Genomic DNA, 16,608 nt, shown 5'->3' with positions numbered 1-16,608 from the left:
ACAGATTATGACTACTGAAACCACAAAGATGACCGCCCGCAGCGTGCAGGTGTTTTACGGCGACAACCACGCGATCAAGGATGTTGATGTCGATATCCTCGACAACACCGTAACCGCCTTTATCGGCCCATCGGGCTGCGGCAAATCCACCTTTTTGCGCTGCTTGAACCGCATGAACGACACCATCGATATTTGCCGCGTGCAGGGCGAAATTTTGATGCAGGGCGAAAACATCTATGACCCCCGCGTGGACCCGGTGCAACTGCGCGCCAAGGTGGGCATGGTGTTTCAAAAACCCAACCCGTTCCCAAAGTCGATTTATGATAACGTGGCGTATGGCCCCAAAATTCACGGGCTAACCCGCAGCAAGGCAGAGCTGGACGAAGTGGTGGAAAAATCCCTGCGCCGCGCGGCCCTGTGGGCCGAGGTGAAGGACCGCCTGCACGCCCCCGGCACCGGCCTGTCGGGCGGCCAACAGCAACGTCTGTGCATTGCGCGCGCCATCGCCACCAACCCCGAGGTCTTGTTGATGGATGAACCCTGTTCCGCGCTGGACCCTATCGCCACGGCACAGGTGGAGGAGTTAATTGACGAGTTGCGCACCCAATTCGCGGTCGTCATCGTCACCCATTCCATGCAACAGGCCGCCCGCGTCAGCCAACGCACTGCGTTTTTCCACCTTGGAAACCTCGTAGAATACGGCGAAACTGGGCAAATTTTCACCACCCCGCGCGACCCCCGCACCGAAAGCTATATCACCGGCCGCATCGGCTGACGGAGGATACGATGAAAAAAGACACCCATATTACCACCGCATTTGACCGCGACCTTGAAGCGATTGAGACGCATATCATGCGTATGGCAGGGCTGGTGGAGGAGGCTATTTTGAACGCCGCCACAGCGCTGGAAACCCGCGATGAGGCGCTGGCGAGCGCTGTTCGCGCTGGCGACAAAGCGATCGACGCGCTTGAAGAACAGATCAATATGGATGCCGCGCGCCTGATCGCGCTGCGGTCCCCCACCGCTGCCGATTTGCGCACGGTGCTGACGGCGATGAAAATTGCAGGCGCGCTGGAACGTTGCGGCGATTATGCCAAAAACCTTGCGAAACGGTCCAATGTTCTGGCGCAGATGCCGGCGGTCGCGGGGTCGGCAGGTTCCATCCGGCGCATGGCCAAGGCGGTGCAATTGCAGTTGAAAAATGTGCTGGATGCATACGCCCGCCGCGATGTCGTTCTGGCCGAACAGGTGCGCCAAGATGACCATGACGTGGACCAAATGTACAACGCCCTGTTTCGCGAATTCATCACCCATATGATGGAGGATCCGCGCAATATTTCCGCCTGTATGCACTTGCATTTCATCGCCAAAAACATCGAACGGATGGGTGATCACGCCACGGGGATTGCCGAACAGGTGATCTATCTGGTGACAGGCAGCTTGCCCGCCGAGGCGCGGCCAAAGGCGGATAACACCGCTTTGATGACAGGCACGGAACGGTAACGCGCAATGGCAGCCGTGACCCAACCCCTGATCTTGCTGGTCGAAGATGAGGCGGCGCAGCGCGAAGTGCTGGCCTATAACCTTGCTGCCGAAGGCTACCGCGTGGCCCAAGCCAGCGATGGTGAGGAGGGGATGCTGCTGGTCGCGGAAAATCCGCCCGACCTGATTATCCTCGATTGGATGATGCCGCATTTGTCGGGGATTGAGGTTTGTCGGCGCTTGAAAATGCGCCCCGAAACCCGCGCAATCCCCGTTATCATGCTGTCGGCCCGGTCCGAGGAGTTGGACCGCGTGCGCGGCTTGGAAACCGGCGCGGATGATTACGTCATCAAACCCTATTCCATCGCGGAACTTATGGCGCGGGTGCGGGCCAACCTGCGCCGCGTTCGCCCCTCCACCGTTGGCGTGGTGCTGGAATTTCAAGATGTGACGCTGGACAGCGAAACTCACCGCGTCACCCGCGCAGGGGTTGAATTGAAGTTGGGGCCAACCGAATTTCGGCTGCTGGCAACCCTGATGGAACGCCCTGGTCGTGTGTTAAGCCGCGAACAGTTGTTGGATTTGGTCTGGGGCCGCGACATCCACGTTGAAACCCGCACGGTGGATGTGCATGTGGGCCGGTTGCGCAAAGTGCTGTGCGGCACGGACGGAACCGATATTTTGCGCACCGTGCGGGGTGCGGGTTACGCCTTGGGCTGACGGGTTTTGCCCGCGATGTGTCGCAGTATGGATTGACTCTGCCCGCAGAACCGGGTCTGTGTGTTTTCGATGGTTCTGGCAGGTGAAAGCTGCGCCGGATGAAAAGGGAACACGGTAAGGCGTAGCCAACAGGCACCGAATCCGTGACTGCCCCCGCAACTGTACGCGGTAAGCCTGCTTGCAACAGCCACTGAACCCGCGCTTTGGGTTTGGGAAGGCGCAAGTCGGCGTTGACCCGCAAGTCAGGAGACCTGCCATCATAGGTCAACCAACCCGGACGGGGTGTCTGGACAGGAGTTTTGCTATGATGGATCGGTTTATCCCGACCTTATGCAGCATTGCGCTGCCCGCCCCGTCCTTTGCGCGGAGGCGAATGACATGGCTCACCCAAAAAACCACCGATTGACGACCAGCACCTTGTGCCGTCACACAGGCGCGCCGTGTCATGCGGGTATTGGTCTGATCACACGCCTGTCTGCGGCAATGGCGCAAATTGACGGCGTTAGGCTGGATTTTACTTTGTCCGGGCAGGCCGATCTGGCGGATTGCAGCCGGGATTGTACGGTGGCTTGGCACGCAACGGCAGCCGAGATTTGGTTCAAAGGCGATATCAACAGCGCCGCCGCACCAGCCGCCTTTGGCCGTATCGAAGCGTTGGGGACCCGCCTGCAATGACCCCTCATTTGGAATTGCGCGGCGTGGGCTGGGGCCCGCGCTTTGGTGCGCCCGTTTTGTCGGCCGTGTCGCTATCCTTGCAAAAAGGCCGCATCTTGGGCGTGATCGGCCCGAATGGCGCGGGAAAATCCACATTGTTGCGTTTGATTTATCGGTTTTTGCGCCCCCGCACGGGGCAAGTTTTGTTGGACGGGGTGGACATTTGGGCGATGGATGCTCGCGCGGTCGCCTGCCAAATCGCCGCCGTGCTGCAAGAGCACCCCACCGATTTCGCCCTTAGCGTGGCCGAGGTGGTGGCGCTTGGCCGCGCGCCGCATCGGCACGCGTCACCGCAGTCTGGCCGCAGTGAACAGGCCATTGTCGCCGATGCGCTGGACCAACTGGCGCTTGGTCCCTTGGCGCACCGCTTGATGGGCACCTTGTCGGGGGGCGAACGTCAGCGCGTTATGGTCGCCCGCGCATTGGCCCAAAACCCCGCAATTTTGGTGCTGGATGAACCCACCAACCACCTTGATATCCGCCATCAGCTAGAGGTGATTGCCCTAATCCGCGACCTTGGCCTGACCATCGTTATCAGCCTGCATGACCTGAACCTGGCCGCCCATTTGTGCGATGACATTGTGCTGCTGGCTGATGGTCGCGTGACTGCCCTTGGCCCCGCGCGCAATGCAATGACCCCTGCGACATTGGCCGCCGTGTTTGGGGTTGGCGTCGCAGTCCAACACCTGCACCCCAGCAACGCCCCCCATCTAACCTTTCACCTAACCAATTCCTGAGGCCCAAAATGAAACTTATCCTTGCCGCACTCTTCGCTTGTACCAGCAGCGCCGCCTTTGCGTTTCCGGTCACGGTGCAAAGCTGCAATCGCAGCGTGACCTTTGACGCGGCCCCAACCGCCGCCGTATCCAATGACGTGAACCTGACAGAAATGATGTTGGCCTTGGGCCTGACCGATCGCATGGTGGGATACACCGGGATTTCGGGCTGGAAAACCTTGGCACCTGATTTGCGCGAAGGGGTGGCGGCCTTGCCCGAACTGTCGGAAAAATACCCCAGCCGCGAGGTGTTGATCGGCGCTGGCACCGATTTCTATTTTGCAGGCTGGAATTACGGCATGAAAGTGGGCGGTGAGGTGACGCCTGAAAGTTTAGCGGCGTATAATATCAACGTGTATGAGCTGACGGAAAGCTGCAGCCACATCATGCCCAAATCCAAGATCAGCATGGAGGATATGTATATCGACCTGTTGAACCTTGGCCGCATTTTCGGGGAGGAGGATCGGGCGCAGGCGCTGGTCCAAGGCTACCGCGATGATCTGGCCACGACCTTGGCGGGATTGACGCCACTGCCCGCAGCCCCGCGCGTTTTTGTGTACGATTCGGGGCAGGATGCCCCATTTACCGCTGGCCGCTATGCCATGCCCACCGCGATTATTGAGGCGGCGGGCGGTGTGAACATTCTGGATGATATTGAAAAAAGCTGGGCAGAAATCGCATGGGAAGCGGTGGTGGAACGTGATCCCGAAGTTATCATGATCGTGAATTACGGCGATGTGACCGCAGAACAAAAGATCGCCTTCCTTAAGGACAATCCAGCCTTTGCCAGCATTTCCGCCGTGCGCAACAACCGCTTTGTCGTGCTGGAATATGTGGAGGCAACGCCCGGCCCGCGCAACATCGCTGCCGTTACCAAGGTCGCCGCCGCCTTGCGGGGCAACTGACCCAATGGTCAGGGCCACCCTTTTATCGACCCCGCAGCGCAGGCTGGTGCTTTTGCTGGCGCTGGGGGTTGTGGTGTTGGCCCTGTCCTTTTCCCTCGCGGTCAGTGTGGGGGCAGTTTATGTGCCCGGCGCCACGGTTTGGGGTGTGGTGGCAAACGCCATTATTCCGGGTTGGATTACCCCCGACTGGCCAGCGGGGCATGGCGCAATCGTGTGGAATCTGCGCCTGCCGCGCGCGATGCTGGCGACCTTGGTGGGGGCAGGTTTGGCTGTGACAGGGGCGATGTTGCAAGCGGTCACGCGCAACCCCTTGGCCGACCCGCATCTGCTTGGCATCTCTTCTGGCGCGGCTTTTGGCGCGATTTTGGCGCTGCTGCACACGGGGTTGTTTTTGGGGCTGGCGACCGTGCCGCTGTTTGCCTTTTTGGGGGCGATGGCCGCGACTTTGTTGGTGCTTGGGGTCACGCAAACCACGCGGGCCACATCGGCGGACCGCATGATCCTTGCCGGGGTGGCCGTATCGTTTATCGTGATGGCATTGGCCAATATGTTGATTTTTATGGGTGATCCGCGCGCCACCCATACGGTGGTGTTTTGGATGCTGGGCGGGCTTGGCCTTGCGCAATGGGGGCAACTTATGTGGCCTTTGGCGGTGTTGTTGCCGATTTCGCTGTGGGTGTGGCGGCGGGCTGGCGACCTGAACGCGATGACGCTGGGCGATGAAACGGCTGCAACCTTGGGGATTCCGGTGGCGCGGTTTAGGGTGCAGGTGTTCGTCGCCAGCGCTTTGATCACGGGCACGATGGTGGCGTTTTCGGGCATCATCGGGTTCGTGGGGCTGATGGTGCCGCATATCGTGCGCTTGGTTGTGGGGGGTGATTATGCGCGCGTGCTGCCCGCCTCTGCGATGGTGGGTGCGGTGCTGCTGCTGTGGTCCGACATTGTCGCGCGCACCATCATGGCGCCCGAGGATATGCCGATTGGCATCATCACAGGGTTTGGGGGCGGGCTGTTTTTTGTCTGGTTGCTGGGGCGGCGCAGCTAGTTAGTTTGATAGCAGGGCAACACATCACCCGCCGCTGGGGTCGCCAAATACACCGCGCGGGCAATAGCGCGGGACAGGCACAGGGCGGTGGCGTGGCCAATCTCCACCATTTCCGCATCGCTGGCGGGCGCGCCGTTGCCAGTGGACAGGGCAAACACCAAATCCCCGTCAAAGGGCGTGTGCGCAGGCACCACAGCGCGCGCAATGCCGTCATGGGCGGCCACGGCCAAACGGTGGCACTGCGCCTTGGTCAGCGCGCGATCGGTCGCCACAATCGCGATGGTGGTGTTGCTGCGCGGCCCCAGCAGCGCCGCCATTTTCTGGCTTTGGGGCGGGGCGCAATGCCCTGATGTGGGGTCCGGCCCCCGCCCGCCAAATTCCGCACCCATTTCAAACGATGCGGCCCAAAAATGCCGTTCGCCGGGTGTGGTCACGCTGCCCACCGGATTGGCTGCCACCAGCGCACCCACCACCGTGCCGTCGCCCAACACCAAGGACGCGGACCCCAGCCCCCCCTTGTGCATCGCCGCCAGCGCGCCTGTACCAGCCCCCACCGACCCCAACGCAAAATCGGGGGCCGCCGCATCAAACGCCGCGCGCCCCAAGGCGGGGTAAGGGTTTACCGCCCAGCTTTTGCTCCCGCCATTCAGCAAATCAAACAAGATAGCCCCCGGCACCAACGGGATCACCGCATCGCCGACCCGAAACCCGCGCCCCACCGCGCGCAAGCCGTCAACCACCCCCGAACAGGCATCCAGCCCAAACGCCGACCCACCCGCCAGCACCAACGCATCCACCGCCACCACGGTTTTATCGGGGGCGAGCAGATCGGTTTCGCGCGTCCCCGGCGCACCGCCCATCACATGCACGCTGGCCACAAACGGCGCATCGGCGGTCACCACCGTGACTCCAGATTTCAAGCCTGCGTCCGATGCGTTGCCCACCCGCAACCCTGCAACATCGGTGATCGTATTGCGCGGTCCGGTTTTATATGCTGCGCCCACCGTCCACCTCCATCGCGACGCCCGTTATCATCGACGCCTCATCGGAGCATAAAAAGCACGCGGCATTGCCAATATCTTCGGGCGTGGAAAACCGCCCCAAGGGGATGGTCGACAGGAATTTGGCGCGAATTTCTGGCGTATCCTGCCCCATAAACGACTTCAGCAGCGGCGTTTCCCCCGCCACCGGGTTTAGCGCGTTCACGCGGATGCCAAAAGGGGCCAGCTCCACCGCCAGCGATTTTGTCGCCGTAATCACCCATCCCTTGGACGCGTTATACCAACTTAAACGCGGGCGCGGCGACACGCCCGCAGTCGATGCGATGTTCAGGATAGTGCCCGAACCGCGCGCTTTGAACCTCGGCACAAAGGCCTGGGTCATCAAATAAATCGCCTTCATGTTCACGGCTATGATGCGGTCAAAATCATCCTCGCTCACATCCTCGGTCGCGCAGGGCAAGTGCGTCACGCCCGCATTGTTCACCACAATATCAACCGCTTGCGCCATGTCGCGCAGGGCGGCCACGCTGGCGCGGTTGGCCACATCGCACATCTGCGCTGTGCCGCCAATTTCATCCGCCACCGCCTGTGCCGCTTCCAAATTGATATCCGCCACGATCACCCGCGCGCCCTCCGCCGCGAATTTGCGCGCGATGCCTGCGCCAAACCCCGACCCGGCCCCGGTCACAATTGCGATTTTTCCCATCAGTCTCATGCGATCACCCATGCCATGCTGCCACCGTTTTCAATTGCGAAAAGCTGTACAGCGCCTCAAACCCCTTTTCGCGCCCATGGCCGGATTTGCCCACCCCGCCAAAGGGCAGTTCCACCCCGCCCCCCGCGCCGTAATTGTTGATAAACACTTGGCCCGCGTGCAAATCGCGCGCAAACCGCATTTGCCTGCCACCATCGCGGGTCCACACGGCGGCCACCAGCCCATATTCGGTGCTGTTGGCGATGCGCAGCGCGTCCGCCTCATCCTCAAACGCGATAATAACTTGCACGGGGCCAAAGATTTCTTGCTGCGCCAGCGGGTGGTTGGGTGGCACATCGGCAAACAGGGTTGGGCGAACGTAATGGCCAGCGGGGGGCGCATCGCTTTGCAAAACTCCTTCGCCTGCGATTTTCAAATCGGCCCCCAGTGCCAAAAACCCCTCCACAATCGCTTTTTGCCGTGCTGAAATCAACGGCCCCACAGATGGATTTCCCAACGCCGGGCCAACGGTTAGCGCGCCATAAGCCGCCGCCATCCGGTCGCGCACCGCGTCATAAACACCGCGCTGCACCAATATGCGCGATGATGCTGAACAAGTTTGTCCTGCGTTTTGCACCCCTGCATTGACCAAAAACGGCAGCGCACGGTCCAGATCGGCATCATCAAACACAATCTGCGGCGACTTGCCGCCCAGTTCCAGCGTCACGGGCACCACATTGCGCGCCGCCGCCGCTTGGATAAGCGCGCCCACACCCACCGAACCGGTAAACGACAGGTGCTGCACGCGCGGATGCCCGGCCAGGGCTGCCCCCGCCTCCGCGCCCAAACCCGTCACCACGTTCAGCGCCCCCGCAGGCAGCCCCGCCTCGGTCGCCATTGCCGCAAAAGCCAACGCGGTCAAACACGCCTCCTCCGCCGGTTTCAAAACGCAGGCATTGCCCATGGTCAGCGCCGCGCCTACCGACCGCCCGATGATCTGCATCGGGTAATTCCACGGGATGATATGCCCCGTCACCCCAAACGCCTCGCGCAGCGTATAGACGGTATAGCCGTCCAGATAGGGGATGGTTTCGCCCATAATCTTATCTGCAGCGCCGCCGTAAAATTCCACATACCGGGCCAGCGCCACAGCATCCGCGCGTGCTTGAGCCAGCGGTTTGCCGACATCGCGCGCCTCCAATTGCGCCAGATCATCGACCCGCGTCAAAATCAATTGGCCCAGCCGCGTCAAAATTCGCCCCCGCTCCAACGCGGTCATACGGCCCCAATCACTTGCGCGGGCGGTATGCGCAGCGGTCACGGCGGCATCAATATCCGTGCCATCGCCGCGCCCAATATCGGCCAACCATTCCCCGGTAGAGGGGTTGATGAGCGCCAGCGTTTCGCGCGCAGGCATCCAAACGCCGCCGATCAAATGGTGGGCGGCAGGGATGGCAAAAGCGTCAAGTAACATGGGAAATCCCCCCTATTTCGGGCAGTCTTGGCGCGGCGGCGAGCAGGGTTTTGGTATAGGCATGCTGCGGGTTACCAAAGACCTCCTCGGTCACGCCCTGCTCCACAATCCGGCCTGCCTGCATCACCATCACCCGGTCGGTAACACTGTGCACCACATGCAAATCATGGCTGATGAACAGGTAACTAAGGGGCCGTTTGCGGCACAGATCGGCCAGCAAATCCAGCACTTGCGCGCGCACAGACACGTCCAGCGCCGATACCGCCTCATCAAACACAATCAGGTCGGGGTCGTTGATCAGCGCACGGGCAATCGCGATGCGCTGGCGCTGGCCGCCGGAAAATTCATGAATGTATTTGTGCGCATCATCCGGTGACAGGCCCACATCCGTCAACGCGCGGGCAATCGCGGCATCGCGTACCTCACCTTGCGGGGGATGGGGGAGCAAATGAAACGGCTCGGTGATTAGACGGGACACGCGGTGGCGGGGGTTGAAACTGCCATAGGGGTCTTGGAACACCACCTGCATTTGGCGGCGCACGGCCAGATTGGAGCGATTGGCGGACCATACGGGCGCGCCGTTCAGCGTAATTTCGCCCGCCTGCACATCCTCCAACCCCAAAATCGCACGGGTTAGGGTCGATTTTCCGCAGCCAGATTCGCCCACCAGCCCCAAGCGTTCGCCTTTGTGCAACGTGAAACTGACATCCGCTACTGCATCGACCACCGCGCGCGGGCCAAACAAGCTGCGGCGCGGTTGGCGGTAGGTGCGGGTCACGCCGCGCACCTGCAACAGTGGAACAGGGGCGGGGGCGGGCGGCAGGTTCACCCGGTGCGCCGACGCCGCAAACAGCGCGCGGGTATAGGGGTGCTTCATCGCGGCAAACAGCTGTGCGGTGGGGCCAGTCTCCGCCACGCGGCCTTTTTGCATCACCACAATCCGGTCCGCCATTTGTGCCACGACCGCCAGATCATGGGTGATCATCAGCAACCCCATGCCGAATTCGCTGGCCAAATCGCGCAGCAGGTCCAAGATATGCGCTTGCGTGGTCACGTCCAGCGCGGTTGTCGGCTCATCCGCGATCAGCAGTTTGGGGCGCAACGCAATTGCCATCGCAATCACCACACGTTGGCGTTGCCCGCCAGACAATTCATGCGGATAGCGGGTCAGGGGAAAGCGCGCCTCGGGCAGCCCCACCCGGGCCAGCATATCGCGCGCGCGGGTCCAAGCTTGCGCTTTGCCAATCCCTTCATGGATGCGGATGGTTTCTGCCACTTGCGCGCCGATAGTCTGCACGGGGTTCAAAGCGGTCATCGGCTCTTGGAACACCATGCCAATATCGCGGCCCCGGATGCTGCACATCTGCGCCTCGCTCAGCGCCAACAGGTCCGCCCCGTCCAATACCACCCGCCCGGTCGCCATCGACCTATCCGGCAAAAGACCCATCACGGCAAGTGCTGTCATCGACTTGCCCGACCCGCTTTCACCCGTGATAGCGACCACCTCGCCCGCAGCAACCTCTAGCGTGACTTCGTGCAAAATCTGCACTGCGCGGATGCTTACATTCAGCCCTTGAACCGCCAGCAATGTCATACGCGCGCCACCCGGATGCGCGGGTCCAGCATGTCGCGCAGCCCGTCCCCCATCAGGTTCAACCCCAACACCAACAGGATAATCGCAAACCCCGGGACCAGCGCCACATGCGGCGCGATGCTGACCAGCGTTTGCGCATCGGCCAGCATTCGCCCCCAACTGGCCATGGGCGGTTGCGCGCCAAGCCCGATGTAGGACAGTGCCGCCTCGGCCAATATGCCCAATGAAAACTGAATGGTGCCTTGCACAATCATCAAATTGGCGATGTTCGGCAAGATATGTTCCACCGAAATGCGCGCGGGTGATTTGCCCGAGACCCGCGCGGCCAAGATAAAATCGCGCGCCCAAAACGAAAGCGCGGCCCCGCGTGTCAGCCGCGCAAACACCGGAATATTGAAAATCCCAATCGCAATAATCGCGTTCATTGCCCCTGCGCCAAACACCGCCGTGATCAAAATCGCAATCACGAGGCTGGGAAAGGCAAAAATCAAATCATTGCCCCGCATAATCACCTCATCCAACAGCGACCCGCGCCGCGCCGCCGCCCACAATCCCAGCGGCACGCCCAACCCCATGCCAATCCCCACCGCCAACAGCGCCACCGCAATCGACGTGCGCGCCCCCATCATCACCATTGACAGCATATCGCGGCCCAGATGGTCGGTGCCCAGCCAATGCGCAGCACTGGGCGGCTGCAAACGGTCGGGGATGGACAGGGTTAAAATGTCATAAGGCGTCCACAGAAACGACAATAGCGCGCCCGCAATAAACAAAATCGCCAAACCCGCGCCTGCAATCAACCCGCGCGGCACCGTCATCGCCGCACTCGCAGTCGAGGGTCTACGGCGGCATAGGCGATATCGACCGCGAAATTCACCACAATCACCAAAAACACCAGCAGCATCACCACGCTTTCCACCACAATCAAATCGCGGGCGGAAATGGCTTGGAAAATCAACCGTCCCAAGCCGGGCAGGAAAAACACCTGCTCAATCACAATGCCACCCGCCAGCAGGAACGAAAATTGCAATCCGATGATGGTCAACACCGGAATCATCGCATTGCGCAGGGCATGGCGCCACAGTGCTTGGCGGCGCGACAGGCCCTTTGCGCGGGCGGTGCGGATGAAATCTTCGCCCAGCATATCCAACAAGGATGACCGCATCACGCGCGAAAGTATCGCCGCTTGCGGCAGCGCCAGTGCGACAGCGGGCAAGATCAGCGCCTTGATACCGGGCCACAGCCCCTTGTCCCAACCCGGAAATCCGCCTGCCGAAAACCAGCGCAGATGGATGGCGAATATCAAAACCAAGATCATCGCAAACCAGAAATTCGGGATGGCGACTCCCAGCTGCGTGGCCCCCATCACGCCAATATCCCCCGCGCCACCGCGCCTGCTGGCTGCGTAAATCCCGGCGGGAAAGGCGATTAATACGGTCAGCACCAGCGCAAACAGCGCTAGTGGCAGCGACACCCAAATCCGGTCCATAATCATCTGCGACACGGGCGTTCGGTAAGTATAGGATTGGCCAAAATCGCCTTGTACCATGCCGGAAACCCAAGCGAGGTATCGGGCAGGCCGCGACATATCCAACCCCAATTCCGCCCGCAACGCGGCCACCGTATCGGGTTGCGCGTTGACCCCCAGCATATAGGCAGCAGGGTCGCCCGGAAACACCTCCACCACTGTGAAAATCACCAGTGACGCCACAATCAAGCTGATACAAAGCGAGATTAGGCGCGTGGCGGTGTAGCGTATCATCGCTGGGCGGCTCCGCGCTTGGGGTCAGTCAACAGCGGCGCGGGGTGCCCTGCGCCGCCCATTCAATTACAGCCAAGTCACGCCCGTCAGGTCAATCGCGGCGGTGGGTTGGTTCAACCACAAACCTTCAATCCCCGCCTTTGCCACCGTGGGCACCGCGAGTTCAAACAGATAAGCGTTCACGAAATCTTCGGCGATCACAGTCTGCGCTTGCTTCCACATCTCCGACCGCGCGGCCGGGTCGGTGGTGGATGTGAGCGTGGTCATCATCGCCTGCAAATCGGGGTTGTTATAGCCGAAATAGTAATCGGGGTTGGCGTAAATCCCAATGTCCATCGGCTCGGTATGGCTAACAATCGTCAGGCCAAAATCCTTGCCTTTGAACGTGGTTTCCAACCATTGCGCCCATTCTTGGTTTTCAATCTCGGTCTGGATGCCCACGGCGCGCAACTGTGCGGCAATAATCTCGCCGCCACGCCGCGCATAGGATGGCGGTGGCAATTTCAACGTGGTGGTAAACCCATCGGCAAACCCCGCCTCGGCCAACAGCGCCTTGGATTTTTCGGGGTCAAAATTCGACAGGCCGGTCAGGTCCACATAATCGGGATTATGCGGCGCAAAATGCGTACCAATCGGCGTGCCGATGCCGTACATCGCCCCGTCAATAATCGCTTGGCGGTCAATCGCATGGGCCACGGCTTGGCGCACCAGCTTGTTGTCAAACGGCGCACGGGCGTTGTTCATCGCCAAAATCGTCTCGCCTTCGGTGTTGCCCACCAACACTTGAAACCTTGGGTCCGCCTCAAACTGGGGCAGGTTTTCGGGGGCGGGAAAGCCCACAAACACATCCACATCCTCGGCCATCACAGCGGCAAAGGCGGCTGTTGGGTCGGAAATAAAGCGGAAGGTCGCCGTTTCCATCGCGGCGGGCGTGCCCCAATAATTTGGGTTGCGCGCAATCTCTATCCGGTCGCCTTGCACCCAATTTGTGAAGGTAAACGCACCAGTGCCAATCGGTTTGGTCGCAATATCCGCAATGCTTTCCGGCGCCACGATCACTGCATCACCCCACGCCAGATTAAACAACATCGCGCCGTTTGGGGCCGACAGGGTCAGTTGCACCGTCAACGGATCCACCACCGTCACATCCGCGATGCTGGCAAACAACGCCTTTTGCGCATTGGTGCTGTCCTCGGCCCGGGCACGATCGAGGCTGAACTTCACATCTTCGGCGTCCATCGTGGTGCCGTCATGGAACATCACACCGGGCCGCAGCTTGAACGTATAGGTCAGCCCATCCGCTGCAATCTCCCAGCTTTCCGCCAGCCCCGGCACGACCGATCCGTCGGACATGAACCGCGTCAACCCTTCAAAGATATTGGAATAAACCACCGAATCCACGGCTTGCGCGGCCCCGCTGGTCGGGTCAAGGTTCGGCGGTTCCAACTGCATCGCCACGCGGATATTGGTTTCAGCGGCCGCCGCCGTGGCAAACACAGCGGTCGTTCCCGCCAGAATAAGCGCAGTCAAATGTTTCATGTCGTCTCCCCGTTTTTTGGTCCCGGCAACAGCAAGGTTGCCAAACTTTGCGCCATCACGGCGGCACTGTCCATCATATCCGCAACGCCGACATATTCATCGGGCTTATGCGCCAGTTCCAACAGCCCCGGCCCGTAAGCGACACAGTTTTTCAACTTGCCAATGCGGTCGATGTGCTTTTGGTCATAACTGCCCGGCGAGGCGACAAATTCCGCAGGTTTTCCCAACACTTGCGCAATCGCCGCCGCCACCGTGCGTGCCACCGGGGCGTCACGGTCGGTCATCGACGGAATAACATGGTTCAATTCGCGCATCGCATAATCAAATTTGGGGCGGTCGCGTTTCAACCCGTCCAGCAAGCCCGCAATTTCATCGCGCACACCGTCCAGCGATTCCTCCACCAAGTACCGCCTGTCAATCACGATGCGGCAACTGTCGGGTACGCAATGGGATGGCAGCGCGGTGGAGCCCGCAGGGGTTTCACGCTGCCCGCCGTGGATGGAATTGATGTTCATCGTGGACGACCGCGCCCCTTCGGGCACCACGGGCATATCGGTGCGCCGCAGCGCCATGGCGGGGAACAGTTTATCTTCAAACACGTCCAGCACGGCCCCCATATGACGGATCGCACAATCACCCAGAAACGGCATGGAGCCGTGGGCAATTTCGCCAAACGTCTCAATCTCCGCCCACCAACCGCCGCGATGACCCAGACACACGCGGTCTTTTTGCAGCGGTTCTGGAATAATCACATGCTGCACCTTTTGCGGTGAAAAATAGCCTTTTTCGGCCAAATAGGCCACGCCACCGTAACCACCCGATTCCTCATCGGCTGTGCCAGAAATCTCAATCGCGCCTGCAAAATCGGGGCAGACGCCCAAAAACGCCTCCACCGCGATGATCGACGCGGCGAGGCCCCCTTTCATATCGCAGGCCCCACGCCCGTAAATCTTGCCATCGTGCAACTCGCCGCCAAACGGGTCAAACGTCCAGCCCGCGCCTACTTCGACCACGTCGATATGGCTGGTGAAATGCACACAATCGCCCGCCCGTCTGCCTTCACGCCGCGCCACCACGTTCCAACGGGGGTATTCATCACAATCGCCCGGCGTGTCATGCGCGCGGATCATTTCCGTGGCAAACCCCATGCGGCGCAGGCGCTGGTCCAGATAATCGCAAATCGCGCGATAATTTTCGCCGGGCGGGTTCAAGGTGGGGATGCGAATTAAATCTTGGGTCAGCGCAATCAAATCGCGTTCGCGAGTGCGCAGGTTCGTCATTAAGGCGTCATAGCGGGGGGATGTGGGTTCCATAACCGGATGATGGCGCGGGAAAATCGTCGCTTCAACAAGATTATTCACGCCCGCCAAAATAACCCGGTCAAATCACCTTGGCGCCTGTCAGCGGGTCCACGCAAAACGCGGGCAAATGACCGCCCCGCGCCAAAAACGCCTCGGCGGCATCCATCGCCTCGCGGATGGTCACGTCCATATCCAGATAGCGGTAGGTGCCAAGTCGCCCCAAGAACGTAGCGCCCTCGCACGCTTGCGCAAGCGCCACATAATCACCCAACAGCGCCCGTTCCTCCACCAACCTGATCGGGTAATAGGGCACATCCTCTGGCCCCGCCGCGCGCGAAAATTCGCGGCAACACACGGTGCTGTCGTGGCTTTCCCACGGCGAAAAATGCTTGTGTTCGGTAATGCGGGTGTATGGCACATCGCGGTCGCCATAATTCATCACAGCGCACCCTTGGTAATCGCCGACACCTGAGAACGCCTCAAAATCCAAGGTACGGTATCCCAAGCGTCCCAACCGAAAATCGAAATACCCATCCAGCGCGCCCGACCAAAACACATGCGTGTGGCCCCGCGCCATGTCGGGCGTAAACGTAGTGCTCAGCGTCACCGTAATGCCTTGATGGTCCAAAATCGACGCGACCATAGGGGTATAGCCATCCTCGGGCATCCCTTGGAAACGATGCGCGAAATAATCATCCTCATAATTGAACCGCACCGGCAGGCGTTTCAAGATGGACGCAGGCAGCTCAGACGGCGCACAGCCCCACTGTTTTTCGGTATATCCTTTAAAAAACGCTTCATACAAATCGGGGCCAACGAACCGCAACGCTTGTTCTTCAAACGTCTGCGGGTCGGTGATACTGGCATCGCCTTGCGCCTCCAAAAACGCTTGGGCATCGGCAGGGCCAAAGGTTTTGCCGTAAAACTGGTTGATCGTGTGCAGGTTGATGGGCAGCGCATAAACCGCCCCTTGGCTGGTGGTTTTCACCCGGTTTTTGAACGCCCGAAAGGTCGTGTGGCGGTTCACATACGCCCAAACGTCCGCATCATCGGTGTGGAAAATATGTGGGCCATATACATGCACCAAAACGCCCGTATCCGCATCGCGCGCGGTGTAACAATTGCCCGCAATATGCGCGCGGCTGTCGATGATCTGCACGGCCCATCCAGCATCGGCCAGAGCGCGCCCCACCACCGCCCCCGACAGGCCCGCGCCCACAATTAAGACCGAACGCTGTGCATCTGTGGTGGCTGTCATGGGCTCTGTTGCACAAATCCCATGAGGGATTCATCTTGTGAATCCAGCATGGTAGCTGTGTGGTATGAGTAAACCCACACCCCTCGCCTACAAGACCAGGAACTGGTCCGCCTATAACGAAGCGCTCAAGCGTCGTGGCTCGCTGACGATTTGGTTCGATCCCACCATGGCCTGGGAGGCTGCGCCGACCGGAAAACGTGGCCGACAGCCCGACTACAGTGACGCTGCGATCCAGACATGTCTGACGATGAAAGTACTGTTCGGCATGGCGCTGCGGCAGACGACGGGGTTTGTCGAGAGCCTCCTGCACCTGATCGACTTGGATTGGGCGGTGCCAAACTTC

Annotated in this window: 17 protein-coding genes and 1 riboswitch; of the genes, 8 read left to right on the top strand and 9 right to left on the bottom strand. The window is 60.3% G+C overall.

The annotated features are described in order from the left end of the window. Window positions 1-7 precede the first annotated feature (7 nt). The 7 genes from pstB to BMY36_RS09315 all read left to right on the top strand — a co-directional run bounded on the left by pstB (window position 8) and on the right by BMY36_RS09315 (window position 5,642). Window positions 8-775, top strand: coding sequence for a phosphate ABC transporter ATP-binding protein PstB (gene pstB / locus BMY36_RS09345; RefSeq protein WP_050519736.1), 768 nt, complete (start codon window positions 8-10; stop codon window positions 773-775). An 11-nt stretch (window positions 776-786) separates the two neighbouring features. Then, complete coding sequence (gene phoU / locus BMY36_RS09340) at window positions 787-1,503, top strand: phosphate signaling complex protein PhoU (RefSeq protein WP_050519737.1); 717 nt, start codon at window positions 787-789, stop codon at window positions 1,501-1,503. A gap of 6 nt (window positions 1,504-1,509) precedes the next feature. Next, entirely contained in the window at window positions 1,510-2,202 is a 693-nt protein-coding gene (gene phoB / locus BMY36_RS09335) for a phosphate regulon transcriptional regulator PhoB (protein WP_050519738.1), read from the top strand. A 53-nt stretch (window positions 2,203-2,255) separates the two neighbouring features. Then, window positions 2,256-2,475, top strand: a riboswitch (cobalamin riboswitch). 105 nt (window positions 2,476-2,580) lie between these two features. Continuing rightward, window positions 2,581-2,877 (top strand): hypothetical protein, encoded by a 297-nt coding sequence (locus tag BMY36_RS09330; protein ID WP_139193993.1) that lies wholly within the window; start codon window positions 2,581-2,583, stop codon window positions 2,875-2,877. Then, on the top strand, window positions 2,874-3,653 hold the full coding sequence (locus BMY36_RS09325) for an ABC transporter ATP-binding protein (protein ID WP_050519740.1): 780 nt from the start codon (window positions 2,874-2,876) through the stop codon (window positions 3,651-3,653). Before BMY36_RS09330 ends, BMY36_RS09325 begins: the two co-directional genes overlap by 4 nt. 8 nt (window positions 3,654-3,661) lie before the next feature. Continuing rightward, window positions 3,662-4,597, top strand: a complete 936-nt coding sequence (locus tag BMY36_RS09320) for an ABC transporter substrate-binding protein (protein WP_050519741.1) — start codon at window positions 3,662-3,664, stop codon at window positions 4,595-4,597. Window positions 4,598-4,601: 4 nt separating this feature from the next. Further along, complete coding sequence (locus tag BMY36_RS09315; RefSeq protein ID WP_050519742.1) at window positions 4,602-5,642, top strand: FecCD family ABC transporter permease; 1,041 nt, start codon at window positions 4,602-4,604, stop codon at window positions 5,640-5,642. On the opposite strand, the gene BMY36_RS09310 is transcribed toward BMY36_RS09315, so the two are convergent. The 9 genes from BMY36_RS09310 to BMY36_RS09270 form a co-directional block, all read right to left on the bottom strand. Further along, on the bottom strand, window positions 5,639-6,646 hold the full coding sequence (locus tag BMY36_RS09310) for a P1 family peptidase (RefSeq protein WP_050519743.1): 1,008 nt from the start codon (window positions 6,644-6,646) through the stop codon (window positions 5,639-5,641). The genes BMY36_RS09315 and BMY36_RS09310 overlap by 4 nt on opposite strands. Then, a complete protein-coding gene (locus BMY36_RS09305; protein ID WP_050519760.1) occupies window positions 6,630-7,358 on the bottom strand; it encodes an SDR family oxidoreductase in 729 nt (242 codons plus the stop codon). The genes BMY36_RS09310 and BMY36_RS09305 overlap by 17 nt, the downstream gene beginning before the upstream one ends. A gap of 4 nt (window positions 7,359-7,362) precedes the next feature. After that, window positions 7,363-8,811: an aldehyde dehydrogenase family protein gene (locus tag BMY36_RS09300; protein WP_050519744.1), complete on the bottom strand. Its 1,449-nt coding sequence runs from the start codon at window positions 8,809-8,811 to the stop codon at window positions 7,363-7,365. Further along, a complete protein-coding gene (locus tag BMY36_RS09295) occupies window positions 8,801-10,405 on the bottom strand; it encodes an ABC transporter ATP-binding protein (RefSeq protein ID WP_050519745.1) in 1,605 nt (534 codons plus the stop codon). The genes BMY36_RS09300 and BMY36_RS09295 overlap by 11 nt, the downstream gene beginning before the upstream one ends. Next, entirely contained in the window at window positions 10,402-11,217 is an 816-nt protein-coding gene (locus BMY36_RS09290; protein WP_050519761.1) for an ABC transporter permease, read from the bottom strand. Before BMY36_RS09290 ends, BMY36_RS09295 begins: the two co-directional genes overlap by 4 nt. Before the next feature lie 2 nt (window positions 11,218-11,219). Beyond that, on the bottom strand, window positions 11,220-12,167 hold the full coding sequence (locus BMY36_RS09285) for an ABC transporter permease (protein WP_050519746.1): 948 nt from the start codon (window positions 12,165-12,167) through the stop codon (window positions 11,220-11,222). 66 nt (window positions 12,168-12,233) lie between these two features. Then, window positions 12,234-13,706, bottom strand: coding sequence for an ABC transporter substrate-binding protein (locus tag BMY36_RS09280; RefSeq protein WP_050519747.1), 1,473 nt, complete (start codon window positions 13,704-13,706; stop codon window positions 12,234-12,236). Then, a complete protein-coding gene (locus tag BMY36_RS09275) occupies window positions 13,703-15,019 on the bottom strand; it encodes an acetylornithine deacetylase/succinyl-diaminopimelate desuccinylase family protein (RefSeq protein WP_419186859.1) in 1,317 nt (438 codons plus the stop codon). The genes BMY36_RS09280 and BMY36_RS09275 overlap by 4 nt, the downstream gene beginning before the upstream one ends. 67 nt (window positions 15,020-15,086) lie before the next feature. Continuing rightward, window positions 15,087-16,265 carry a UDP-galactopyranose/dTDP-fucopyranose mutase family protein gene (locus BMY36_RS09270; RefSeq protein ID WP_050519748.1) on the bottom strand — a complete coding sequence of 393 codons (1,179 nt, stop codon included), beginning with the start codon at window positions 16,263-16,265 and terminating at the stop codon, window positions 15,087-15,089. Window positions 16,266-16,329: 64 nt separating this feature from the next. Between BMY36_RS09270 and BMY36_RS09265 the strand changes: the two genes are divergently transcribed. Then, window positions 16,330-16,608 (top strand): transposase (locus BMY36_RS09265; RefSeq protein ID WP_175469273.1); only part of this gene is annotated, 279 nt, incomplete at its 3' end.

The sequence above is a fragment of the Pseudorhodobacter antarcticus genome (assembly GCF_900110135.1).
GTDB lineage: Bacteria > Pseudomonadota > Alphaproteobacteria > Rhodobacterales > Rhodobacteraceae > Pseudorhodobacter > Pseudorhodobacter antarcticus.
This window is presented reverse-complemented; position numbering and strand designations above follow the sequence as displayed.